Origin of the sequence: Streptomyces sp. ActVer (assembly GCF_027270795.1) — a bacterium.
Lineage (GTDB): Bacteria > Actinomycetota > Actinomycetes > Streptomycetales > Streptomycetaceae > Streptomyces > Streptomyces umbrinus_A.
This window is the reverse complement of the sequence record NZ_JAPWHT010000009.1, coordinates 1-11731: the sequence shown is the minus strand read 5'-3', so window position 1 is coordinate 11731 and position 11731 is coordinate 1. Positions and strand designations below refer to the sequence as shown.

Annotated in this window: 9 protein-coding genes; 7 read left to right on the top strand and 2 right to left on the bottom strand. The window is 70.4% G+C overall.

The window, feature by feature from the left end; all coding sequences use genetic code 11:
* Positions 1–213 precede the first annotated feature (213 nt).
* From O3Q52_RS02955 to O3Q52_RS02930, 6 genes are all read left to right on the top strand, one after another.
* The gene (locus O3Q52_RS02955; RefSeq protein ID WP_269647181.1) at positions 214–1368 is read left to right on the top strand and encodes a glycosyltransferase family 2 protein; all 1155 of its coding nucleotides are present in this window, start codon (positions 214–216) and stop codon (positions 1366–1368) included.
* An 83-nt stretch (positions 1369–1451) separates the two neighbouring features.
* Positions 1452–2270 (top strand): glycosyltransferase family 2 protein, encoded by an 819-nt coding sequence (locus tag O3Q52_RS02950; RefSeq protein WP_269647180.1) that lies wholly within the window; start codon positions 1452–1454, stop codon positions 2268–2270.
* 12 nt (positions 2271–2282) lie between these two features.
* Complete coding sequence (locus O3Q52_RS02945; protein WP_269647179.1) at positions 2283–3743, top strand: glycosyltransferase family 2 protein; 1461 nt, start codon at positions 2283–2285, stop codon at positions 3741–3743.
* A gap of 153 nt (positions 3744–3896) precedes the next feature.
* Positions 3897–5351 carry an argininosuccinate synthase gene (gene argG, locus O3Q52_RS02940; protein WP_269647178.1) on the top strand — a complete coding sequence of 485 codons (1455 nt, stop codon included), beginning with the start codon at positions 3897–3899 and terminating at the stop codon, positions 5349–5351.
* A gap of 332 nt (positions 5352–5683) precedes the next feature.
* Positions 5684–6307: a BlaI/MecI/CopY family transcriptional regulator gene (locus O3Q52_RS02935; RefSeq protein ID WP_269647177.1), complete on the top strand. Its 624-nt coding sequence runs from the start codon at positions 5684–5686 to the stop codon at positions 6305–6307.
* A gap of 498 nt (positions 6308–6805) precedes the next feature.
* The gene (locus tag O3Q52_RS02930) at positions 6806–7747 is read left to right on the top strand and encodes a TauD/TfdA family dioxygenase (RefSeq protein ID WP_269647176.1); all 942 of its coding nucleotides are present in this window, start codon (positions 6806–6808) and stop codon (positions 7745–7747) included.
* A 97-nt stretch (positions 7748–7844) separates the two neighbouring features.
* Here O3Q52_RS02930 and O3Q52_RS02925 read toward each other — a convergent pair whose 3' ends face one another.
* Both O3Q52_RS02925 and O3Q52_RS02920 read right to left on the bottom strand, forming a co-directional pair.
* Positions 7845–9908, bottom strand: coding sequence for an NAD(+) synthase (locus O3Q52_RS02925; protein WP_269647175.1), 2064 nt, complete (start codon positions 9906–9908; stop codon positions 7845–7847).
* Between the two features lie 78 nt (positions 9909–9986).
* The gene (locus O3Q52_RS02920; RefSeq protein WP_269647220.1) at positions 9987–10424 is read right to left on the bottom strand and encodes an Lrp/AsnC family transcriptional regulator; all 438 of its coding nucleotides are present in this window, start codon (positions 10422–10424) and stop codon (positions 9987–9989) included.
* Positions 10425–10521: 97 nt separating this feature from the next.
* Between O3Q52_RS02920 and O3Q52_RS02915 the strand changes: the two genes are divergently transcribed.
* Entirely contained in the window at positions 10522–11439 is a 918-nt protein-coding gene (locus O3Q52_RS02915; protein WP_269647174.1) for an SMP-30/gluconolactonase/LRE family protein, read from the top strand.
* Positions 11440–11731 lie beyond the last annotated feature (292 nt).

The window sequence follows — 11731 nt, the reverse complement described above, 5'->3', positions numbered from 1 at the left end:
GCAACCGGAACGCAGGTATTTCGGCCATCGACCCGGAACAGGACGGCTGTCTTGTGATCACTTCAAGGCGCCGGTTAGAGTACGCCCCGTCGAAATCAGCACACTCCGCACATTGTGCTGCACGCACGTCGACAGTGAATTCCCCTTCGTCCGCCGATATCTGACGAAGGGCCGGAACGGGTGGTGCACGGGTCGGCCGGCGAAGGGATGCGGATGCTCGGGGGCACCGGAAGCGGGCGCACATGGTGGCAACGCACCGTGGCCCGCGGCTTCGACCCCCTGCCCCCACCGGACGCCCCGGTGACACTGGTCAGGCTGGGAGATGTCCAGCAGGAACCGGCGGACCTGGAGACGGGACTGCCCTCCGGTGGACTCGGGGTGCTGCTGCCCACGTACGTGGCGCGCTGCGATCTGACGGCCCACGAGACCGCGCTGCGTCATCTCCTCCACGCTCTCGACGACGTACGGGAGACCCGTCCCGGACTGCCCCTGACGATCTGGCTTGGCATGCAGTACGGCCCCGGCGAGCAGGCGGAGGCCGTCGAACGGCTTCGCAGGCTGACCAGGGCCGCCCCCGTACCCGTCATCGGGTTCGCACTGCCGGGCCGGGGGAAACTCCGGACGGTCAACACGGCGCTCAGGCTGTCCGAGCGGCTCGGTCACACCGGCTGGCTGTGGACCGACGACGACGTCGAGTTCGGCCCCGGCTGTCTCGCCCGGCTCGTCGACCGCTTCCACGAACGCGACTGCGCCGGCGCGGTCGGCGCCCACCTCGTGGCCCTGCCGCGTGCGTCGGCCGCGTCGCGGACCATGGACCGTATTTCCGGCGTCACCGTGCCGCCGGGCTCCTACCCCGCGGCGGCCTGCATGCTCGTCGCGGCCGACGTCGTGGCCGACGGCATCCCGGCCCGCCGGCTCGCCGACGACGGCTATGTACTCTTCGAACTCCTCGACCCCGACGCGGCCGACCCGCTGCACGACCTGGAAGTACTGCCCGACGCCCGGGGCAGCTTCTACCGGGTCACCCGGACCCACGACACGCTGCGCCGGCTGCGTCGGTCCCTCTACAGCCATGTGACGTGCACGGCCGACTACCCGTGGGCGACCGCGCGGACCTACCTCACCGGCACCCTGTTCCACGGCTTGTGGCCGCTCGCCGCCTGGGACGGCAGCGGCGGCCCCGTACGGGGACTGAAGCGCTGGACCGTCAAGGCCGTACACCTGACCTGGTTCTGTTCGGTCGCCGCGAGCCTCGCCGTACGGGGCGCGGCGGGCCGCCCTCTGCGGCATGTGCCGTGGGGCGACGACGGCGACTTCATGAGCCCGGCCGCCGAGGGACGGCCCGCGGCGGCACGCACCGGACCCTGACGCGGGACGGCCGCCCGGCACGGCGGCCGTCCGCACGCCACCACAGGCGGCTGCCCGCTGCGGCGGCCCGGAATGGAGACGCCGTGCGGACATCGGCACACAAGGAGGCGGCGGTCACCGTCGTCCTGCCTCACTACGACTGCGCCGACTACCTGGGCACGGCGGCGGCCTCGGTCCTCGCCCAGGACCGGACCGACCTCCGCCTGATCGTGGTCGACGACCGCTCCCCCGACGAGACATGGACGGCCGCCCTGCGTCCGTACGCCGACGACCCTCGTCTGACCGTGCTGCGCACCTCCGAGAACGTCGGCCATCTGCGCATCAAGAACAAGGTCCTGGAACGCGTGGACACCCCGTACGTCGCCTTCCAGGACGCCGACGACATCAGCCTGCCGGGCCGGCTGCGCCATCAACTCGCCGTACTGGAACGGGACAAGGCCGATCTGGTGGGCTGCGCCTACGAGTACATCGACGCCACGGGCCAGAGCACGGGCCGCCGCCGGATGCCGCGCAACGGCAACCTGTGGATGCGCCTCGGACGTTCGACTGTGGTGCTGCACCCGTCGTCGGTCGTGCGCCGCGAGGTGCTGGAGCGGCTCGGCGGCTTCGACGGCACGGTCCGGCTGGGCGCGGACACCGACTTCCACCTCCGGGCGGCCCGGCTGTACCGGTTGCGCAGTGTGCGCCACGTCCTTTACCGCTACCGGATCTGGCCCCAGTCGCTGACCCAGGCGCCGGAGACGGGCTTCGGGTCCGCGGAACGCAGCTCCTACACACGGGCCATGAACGCCCAGGAGCGCCGCCGCCGTGAGGCGACGACCCGCGAGGAGCTGCTGCCCCTACTGGTCGCGCCGCCCAACGACATCGACTTCACGCTGGACCCGGTCGCAGTGGGCGGGTGACGGGTGACCGGCGTGGAACCGACCCTGCCCGAGATCGGCGTGGTCGTCGCGGCACCCGGGGGCGAGTGGGAACCCGCGGTGCACAGCCTGCTGCGTCAGTCCCTGCCGCCCGCCGCGGTCACGGTGGTCACTCCGGCGGACCCGCCGCCGGACCAACTGCCGTACCCACGGCTGCACTTCGCGCGCTGCACGTCCGAAACCGCCGCCGAGGTCTGCGTCGAGGCCGCGCGTGCCACCCGGACTCCCTACGTCGCCTTCCTCCACGGCCGCGACGAGGCGCTCCCGGACTGGCTGCACCACCTGGCCGGGGCGGCCCGCGACGATGCGGGCCTCGTCCAGTGCGGCACGCTCCGGCTGCGGGCGGACGCGTTGGTCGAGGGCATCACCCTGACGCCCGGCCTCGACGGTGCCGCGTACGCCGTGCGCCGCGATCTGCTGCGCACGTCGGGCCGTCGGGCGGCGCGGGTCATGGTGCCGCGACTTCTGGTGCGACGCCGCACCGACGACACCGCCGCCACCGTGTCCGCCGCCCGGGCCACGGGGGCCCGCCTCGTACAGGACACCCACCTGTCCTCTTCCACCCACGCGCCCTCCGTGGACGTGTCCGGACGCGGGCGGACCCCGGACCTCGTCTCCGTCGTGATCCCCGTCCGCGACGGCGCGCTCACGCTCCCGGCACAGCTGCGTGCGCTCGCGTCCCAGACCTACACCGCCCCCTGGGAGGTCCTCGTCGTCGACAACGGCTCGACCGACGCGACGCGCGAGGTGGCGGAGAAGGCCCGCCCCGACCTGCCCGGCCTGCGGATCGTCGACGCCCACGAGCGCCTCGGCGAGGGCTACGCCCGCAACCGCGGAACCGCCGCCGCCAGCGGTGACTTCATCGCCTTCTGCGACGCGGACGACGTCGCCGACCCCGGCTGGCTCGCCGGGCTGGCCGCGGCCGCCCCGGACGCCGACCTCATCGGCGGCAGCCTGGACAGCAGTGTGCTCAGCCCCACGTACGCCGACGAGCAGCCGATGCCGATGACCGAGCAGACGGACTTCCTGCCCTTCGCGCGAGGCGCCAACTGCGCCGTCTGGAAAGACGTGTTGACGACGATCGGCGGCTGGGACGAGAACTACCGGGGCGGCGGCGAGGACATGGACCTGTCCTGGCGGGCCCACCTGTGCGGCTTCCGGGTCGACTACGCGCACGATGCCCGCATGCACTACCGGCTGCGCGCCGAACTCTCCACCCTGGCCCGGCAGAAGTGGAACTACGGCAGGTCCGGCGCCCGCCTGTACGCCGCCTACCGCCACGCCGGCTTCGAGCGCCGCAACAACCGGACCGTCCTCATGAACTGGTCCTGGCTCCTCCTGCACACCTCCGACCTCGCCCACTCCCCGGGCCTGCGCCGCCGGTGGATCCGCTACGGTGCCCGCCTCTCCGGCTTCCTGGCCGGCAGCGCGGAACAGGGCGTCAGATACCTCTGACGCCCGCGTGCCACCGTGCTTCCCGCCCGGCCACGACAACTGCGACCGCGCCCAGGACGAGGCGGGTCTCCTTCCGGGCGTCGAGACGGGCCGTCCTCAGGGCCGCCCCAGCCGGACTTTGCATGATCATGCGTTCTCATGCATACTCTTCCCATGTCTAAGGTCCTCACCTCCCTGCCCACCGGCGAGCGCGTCGGCATCGCCTTCTCGGGCGGACTCGACACCTCGGTCGCCGTCGCCTGGATGCGCGACAAGGGCGCCGTCCCGTGCACGTACACCGCCGACATCGGCCAGTACGACGAGCCCGACATCGCCTCGGTGCCCGGCCGCGCGCAGACCTACGGTGCGGAGGTCGCGCGCCTGGTCGACTGCCGGGCCGCGCTGGTCGAGGAGGGCCTGGCCGCGCTCACCTGTGGCGCGTTCCACATCCGCTCGGGCGGGCGCGCGTACTTCAACACGACCCCCCTCGGCCGCGCCGTCACCGGCACGCTGCTGGTGCGGGCGATGCTGGAGGACGACGTACAGATCTGGGGCGACGGCTCCACCTTCAAGGGCAACGACATCGAGCGGTTCTACCGCTACGGCCTGCTCGCCAACCCGCACCTGCGGATCTACAAGCCCTGGCTCGACGCGGACTTCGTGACCGAGCTCGGCGGCCGCAGGGAAATGTCGGAGTGGCTGCTCGCCCACGGCCTGCCCTACCGGGACAGCACGGAGAAGGCGTACTCCACCGACGCCAACATCTGGGGTGCCACCCACGAGGCCAAGACGCTGGAGCACCTGGACACGGGTGTGGAAACTGTCGAGCCGATCATGGGCGTGCGGTTCTGGGACCCCGAGGTCGAGATCCTCACCGAGGACGTGACGATCGGCTTCGACCAGGGTCGCCCGGTGACGATCAACGGCAAGGAGTTCGACTCCGCCGTCGACCTGGTCCTGGAGGCCAACGCCATCGGCGGCCGGCACGGCCTCGGCATGTCCGACCAGATCGAGAACCGCATCATCGAGGCCAAGAGCCGCGGCATCTACGAGGCCCCCGGCATGGCTCTCCTGCACGCCGCGTACGAGCGTCTCGTCAACGCGATCCACAACGAGGACACCCTCGCCCAGTACTACAACGAGGGCCGGCGCCTCGGCCGGCTGATGTACGAGGGCCGCTGGCTGGACCCGCAGGCGCTGATGGTGCGCGAGTCACTGCAGCGCTGGGTCGGCGCGGCCGTCACCGGTGAGGTGACACTGCGGCTGCGGCGCGGTGAGGACTATTCGCTCCTCGACACCACGGGCCCGGCGTTCAGCTACCACCCGGACAAGCTGTCCATGGAGCGCACCGAGGACTCGGCGTTCGGCCCGGTGGACCGGATCGGCCAGCTCACCATGCGCAACCTCGACATCGCCGACTCCCGCGCCAAGCTGGAGCAGTACGTCGGCCTCGGCCTGATCGGCACCGGCAGCCCCGCGATCGGCGCCTCCCAGGCCGCCGCGACCGGCCTCATCGGCACCATGCCGGAGATGCCCGAGGGCGGCGCCGAGGCCATCGCCTCCCGCGGCGAGGTCTCCGAGGAGGACGCGCTGCTGGACCGCGCCGCCATGGAGTCCGGCACGGACTGACCATCCATGGAGGTGCACCGAACCACCGCAAAAGGGGCGGCTCGACGCCAACAGCGTCGAGCCGGCCCTTTGCGTTCCACACATGGCAGACCAACTCGGCATGAGTGTCGGGCGGCTTCGCGTTCACCTTGAAGGTTGAAATTGAGACAGCACGTGAGGGAGGTGCTGACGCCACCTGAGTGCACTCTCCCCCAGGCATATGCAGCCCAATGCAGTTGCGTCCGGGTCATGGATCTGCCGGACAAGCCTGGTCAGAGTGAGGATCATGGCGTGGATGATGCGAGTACCATCCGGCGTCAGCACCACACAATGCAGGAGGAGAGGTAGCTGCCATGTCCGAAGTCGAGTCAGCGACCACGGAACTCAAGACGCAGTACGCCGCTCAGGTGGCTGCGGACCTTGAGCGCAACACCAAGGAACAGGAACGTATCGGCGCCGAAGTGGCCGCGTTTCAGGAGCAGTTGAGTGCTCTGCAGCACGACCAGGCCCTGCTGGTGAACCTGCAGCGGACGCTGGGTGCCGAGAGCCTCGAAGCCGGTTCGAGCGAGGAGGAGAGTGTCACGGCAGCCAAGCCTTCGCTGCCGCGACAGGCCTCGGCCGAGACCAAGTCGGGCAGGCGCAAGAAGGCGACTGCCGCCAAGCCGAAGAAGGCAGCAGCCAAAACCGCCGAGCCGAAGGCGTCCGCACCTGCGGCGAAGCTGCCCACCCTCGTGGAGCTGATCCACAACCACCTCGGCCGGCAGTCCGAACCGCGGTCCTCCGCGGAGATCAGCACCGCGCTCGCCCAGGCCCACCCCGACCGCGACATCAAGCCCAAGGTCGTGCGCACCACGGTGGAGGGGCTCGTCGCCAAGGGCCATGTCCAGCGCACCAAGCAGGGCTCGTCCGTCTTCTACACGGCGGCCGAGACTCCTGCCGCTGACAACTCCGCGGAGCAGGAGCCGGTCACCGCCTGACCACTGCCTTGTCGGGGTGACACGGTCGGGGTGACACGTCTCACCCCACCGTGGAGTGCAGGCAGGTGGCACAGCGGCGGCCGGACGCGGCCGCCGCCCGGCCAGCACAACGCCCCCAGGCACCACACCATGGCGGACAACAGGCCGCCGCGCGATGCCATGTTGACAGTACCCAGCGGAACTCACACACTCACCCGTATGACCGGACACTGGTTCGACACGACGGGGCCGCTGCGCGTCCCGGATCGGACCGGGTGCGAGCGCTCAGGCCGCTAGCGGGGCAGCTGTCGAGCCGTCGCTCGCCTCGCCCCCGCCCTGACAGTGCCGGTCTTCCTTCCTCACGGTCCGGATCGACTCCCACTTCCTCATGGCCCGGACGAATCCCGGTGCATGGTCGCACCGCGCCGCTGAACTCCTCCGTTCGCGGCAGGCGAGGGCACGTCTCCTGAGCAACCTGCCGTCTGCCACCGGAAGTACACGCTTGAGGAGTTGGAAGCCATGACTGTCATGAGCGCCGGACCACAGCCCGCACTGCGCGAGGCCCGCGTACCCGAGGGCGGGATGTACGAGGGCGCGCGTGTCCTGCGCCGCCTGCCCGAGGGATGGGAGGAGCGCCCGTACGAACACTTCGAATTGGTGCCCCAAGGGCGCACGATCGGGGCGGAGATACGGGGCCTCAGTCTCGCGCGGCCGTTGGGAGACGCGCTGCGCGAGGAGGTGAACCGGGCGCTGCTGGAGTGGAAGGTGCTGTTCTTCCGCGGTCAGCGGCTGACATCCGCGCAGCAGGGTGACTTCGCCCGGCAGTGGGGGGAGTTGGAGACCAACCCGCTGCTCGCCCAGGGGTCCAGCGAGGATGTCGTGCGCTTCGACAAGGGCAGTGGTTCCGCGCCCACCTTCGAGAACGTCTGGCACGCCGATGTGACCTTCCGGGAGCGGCCCGCGCTCGGTGCCGTGCTTCAGCTGCACGAGGTTCCGCCGCTCGGCGGGGACACCATGTGGGCCGACATGGCCGCCGCCTACGACAATCTGCCGCAGGAGGTGAAGGACCGCGTCGACGGGGCCACCGCCGTGCACGACTTCATCCCCGGCTTCGCCCGCTTCTACCCGCCCGAGCGGCTCGTACCGCTCCAGGACGTCTTTCCGCCCGTGGAGCATCCGGTGGTGCGCACCCACCCGGAGACGGGACGGCGGCTGCTCTTCGTCAACACCTCGTTCACGACCCGGATCACCGGCATGGACCGGGAGGAGAGCGACCGGCTGCTGCGCTGCCTCACGCAGCAGGCCCATGTGCCGGAGTACCAGGTGCGGTTCCAGTGGCAGCCGGGCGATGTCGCCTTCTGGGACAACCGCGCGACCCAGCACTACGCGGTGAACGACTACGCGCCGCACCCCCGGGTGGCGGAGCGGGTCGCCATCGCGGGCGACCGGCCGTACGCATAGCCCCGCCGGTGCCGTGGGCCGATGGTCCATGGGCCATGGCCGCCCATGGACCATCGGCGTCGCCCCTGTCAGCTCTCGCCGCGGTTCCGAGGTTCGTCTACGACCCTTCCTCTTCCCGTCCCTCTTCCCGCGGCACGTCCCAGCGGGCGAGGTCCCTGAGCCAGACCGCCGCCGTGCTGTCCGACGGGGCGCGCCAGTCGCCGCGAGGTGACAGGGAACCACCGGCCAGGACCTTCGGCCCGTTCGGCATGGCCGAGCGCTTGAACTGCGCGAACCCGAAGAAGCGGCGGCAGAAGGTCTCCAGCCAGTGCCGGATCTCCTGCAGGTCGTACGCCGTCCGCTTGGCCTCGGGGAATCCCGGCGGCCACACACCGGCGCCCTGGTCGTGCCAGGCGTGCCAGGCCAGGAAGCCGATCTTCGACGGCCGGAAGCCGTGACGCAGGATGTGGAACAGGGTGAAGTCGTGCAGCGCGTACGGGCCGATCTTGGACTCCGTGGACTGCAGTTCCTCTCCCGGCACGAGCTCCGGGCTGATCTCCGTGTCGAGGATCGCGGCCAGCGTCTCGTTGGTCTCCTGCTCGAACTGGCCGCTGCTGATGACCCATCGGATGAGGTGCTGGATCAGTGTCTTCGGGACACCGGAGTTGACGTTGTAGTGGCTCATCTGGTCGCCGACGCCATAGGTGCACCAGCCGAGCGCCAGCTCGGACAGGTCACCGGTGCCGAGCACGATGCCCCCGCGCTGGTTGGCCAGCCGGAACAGGTAGTCGGTGCGCAGCCCGGCCTGCACGTTCTCGAAGGTCACGTCGTACACCGGCTCACCGGAGGAGAACGGGTGCTCGATCTCCTGGAGCATGAGCCGGGCCGTCGGCGTGATGTCCAGTTCGGCGGCGGTGACGCCGAGCGAGCGCATCAGCTTGTGCGCGTTGCTCTTGGTGCCCTCGCTGGTCGCGAAACCGGGCAGGGTGAAGGCCAGGATGTCGCTGCGCGGGCGGCCCGCGCGGTCCATGGCCCGGGCGGCGACGATCAGCGCGTGCGTGGAGTCGAGGCCGCCCGACACCCCGATGACGACCTTCGGGCCGCCGATCGCCGCCAGTCGCTGCTGCAGACCGGTGACCTGGATGTTGTACGCCTCGTAGCAGTCCTGGGCGAGGCGGCTGGGGTCGGCCGGCACGAACGGGAATCGCTCGACCCTGCGACGCAGCCCGAGGTCGGTCGCGGGCGGGTCGAGCCGGAACGACACGGACCGGAAGCCGCTGGTGCGCGCGGCGTGGGTGCGGCGGTTGTCGTCGAACGTGCCCATCCGGTGGCGGGCCTGGCGCAGCAGGTCGAGGTCGACATCGGCCACCGCGTACTGGTCGTCGAGCGGGAACCGGTCGGTCTCGGCCAGCAGTTCACCGTTCTCGTAGATCATGGTCTGGCCGTCCCAGGACAGGTCGGTGGACGACTCTCCCAGTCCGGCCGCCGCGTAGACGTAGGCGGCGAGGCAACGGGCGGACGCGGCGCGGCACAACAGCCGCCGGTCCTCGGCCCGGCCGACCGTGATGGGGCTGCCCGAGAGGTTGAGGAGGACGGTGGCTCCGGCCAGCGCCGCCTCCGCGCTCGGGGGCACCGGCACCCACATGTCCTCGCAGATCTCCGCGTGCAGCACCAGGCCGGGTACGTCCTCGGCCGCGAAGAGCAGGTCCGTGCCGAACGGCACGGTCGCGCCGCCGACCTGGATCGTTCCGCCCCGCTCGTCGTCGCCCGCGGCGATCTGCCGCCGCTCGTAGAACTCGCGGTAGTTGGGCAGGTAGGACTTGGGCGCGACACCGAGGATCCGCCCGCGGTGCACCATCACCGCGCAGTTGTAGATGCGGTGGCGATGCCGCAGCGGGGCGCCGACGACGAGCACCGTCAGCAGATCCGCCGACCCGGCGACCACGGTCCGGAGCGCCTCCTCGACCTCGTCGAGCAAGGCGTCCTGCAGCAGCAGGTCCTCGATCGAGTAGCCGGACAGGCAGAGTTCGGGGAACACGGCGACGGCGACCCCCTCCTGCGCACATCGGCGGCCCTGTCGCAGGACCGCCTCCGCGTTGGCGGGCGGGTCGGCGATGGCCGCATGGCCGGTGCACGCGGCGATCCGCGCGAAGCCGTGCTGGTAGATCGACCAAAGATTCACGATTTCGAAGTGCCCTTTCCAGCAAGCAGTTTCACGATGGGTGCCTCCCGGCACCCGACAAGCATCGGCCCACCGCCGTCAGTCGGCACGGACCGGCCGTTCGAAGAACGTCTCCAGCACGACCGTCGCATGCGTCCCGCTCACGCCCTCGATCTCGTAGAGCCGCCGCAGGACGTCCTGCAACTGCTCCGTGGTGGCCGTGCGCACCTTCACGAGGACGGAGGCCGTACCCGCGATGACGTGGGCCTCCTGGATCTCGGGGATGGCGGCGAACGATTCGGTCGCCTCCCCCATCCAGGCCGACGAGTCGACCATGACGAAGGCGAGCACGCCCCGCCCGAGGGCGGCCGGGTCGACCTCCACGGTCGTGCGGCGGATCACGCCGCGTTCACGGAGCTTACGTACGCGATCGTGGGCCGCACCGGCCGACAGGCCGACCGCCCTGCCGAGCAGCGCGTAAGCCTGCCCGGCGTCGCGCTGCAGCTCCGCGATCAGCGCCCTGTCGACGTCGTCCACGATCCCGTTGACCATCCCCATACCCCAACCATATCCGGTTCGGTCATATTAGGATCACGGCGAATGACGTTCAGATCCGCGTGGAGAGAGGTTGGCCATGTCCGGCGAGATTCTCAACAATCTGTACGAGGTCCTGGATGAGCGCTTTCGCACCGGGCGGTGCGCGAACGGCGACGCGCGTCTGGAGCAGTTGTACTCCGACTGCCGCTGGGCCGAGGGGCCGCTCTATCTGCCGGCCTGGCGGCAGCTGATCTGGAGCGACATTCCCAACGACCGCCTGCTGCGCTGGGACGAGGCGACGGGCGCTATCGGGGTCTTCCGCTCCCCCGCCGGACACGTCAACGGCAACACGCTCGACCGCGAGGGCCGGCTGGTGAGCTGCGAGCAGGGCAATCGCCGGGTCACCCGCACCGAGCACGACGGCCGCGTCACCGTGCTCGCCGACCGCTTCGAGGGCAAGCGGTTCAACAGCCCGAACGACGCGGTCGTACGCTCCGACGGCTCCGTCTGGTTCACGGACCCGGACTTCGGGATCACCAGCGACTACGAGGGGTTCCGCGCCGAGAGCGAGATCGGGACCTGCGACGTCTATCGGATCGATCCCGTCACCGGCGGGATCGCCCGGGTCGCGGACGGTTTCGGCGGACCGAACGGCCTGGTCTTCTCGGCGGACGAGAGGCAGTTGTACGTCGCCGACACGAGGGCCGGACAGATCCGCGTCTTCGACGTGCACGAGGACCGCACCCTCTCGGACGGCAAGGTCTTCGCCCAGCACACCGAGGGCGGCTTCGACAACATCCGCTTCGACGACGAAGGGCGGCTGTGGGCCGCCGCGTTCGACGAGGGCGTGCACTGCTACGACCCCGACGGCACCCTCATCGGACGACTGCGCGTGCCCGAGCCGGTCTCCAACATCGCCTTCGGCGGCCCGAAGAACAACCGCCTCTTCATCACGGCCACGACCTCGCTGTACTCACTCATGATGTCCGTGACGGGCCTGCCCCGGGTGCGGTGAGGGCCGTACGACTTCCCGGTACACCCGCTCCTGGGCGTCGGCCGGGATGTTTCGGCCGACGCCCGACGGGCCGCGAGATGCTCACTTCCGTGCATTGACCTCTTCGGCGTACTGCCCAACGGTGGATCCTCCCTAATCGGCACAGGAAGGGAAGTTCCCGTGCGAAGACGGCACTTCGTCAGCGGATTGATCGGCACCGCGGCAGGGTTCGGGCTGACCGCGGCGGCCGGGCCGTTCGCTGCCGCCCGCAGCGCCGCCGCCACCGCGTTCCCCCCGGGCTGGCAGCCCGAGA

What these genes read in the sequence shown, in the direction of transcription:
- O3Q52_RS02955 (WP_269647181.1), top strand. Translation starts at nt 214, where the DNA reads ATGCTCGGGGGCACCGGAAGCGGGCGCACATGGTGGCAACGCACCGTG.
- argG (WP_269647178.1), top strand. Translation starts at nt 3,897, where the DNA reads ATGTCTAAGGTCCTCACCTCCCTGCCCACCGGCGAGCGCGTCGGCATC.
- O3Q52_RS02935 (WP_269647177.1), top strand. Translation starts at nt 5,684, where the DNA reads ATGTCCGAAGTCGAGTCAGCGACCACGGAACTCAAGACGCAGTACGCC.
- O3Q52_RS02930 (WP_269647176.1), top strand. Translation starts at nt 6,806, where the DNA reads ATGACTGTCATGAGCGCCGGACCACAGCCCGCACTGCGCGAGGCCCGC.
- O3Q52_RS02915 (WP_269647174.1), top strand. Translation starts at nt 10,522, where the DNA reads ATGTCCGGCGAGATTCTCAACAATCTGTACGAGGTCCTGGATGAGCGC.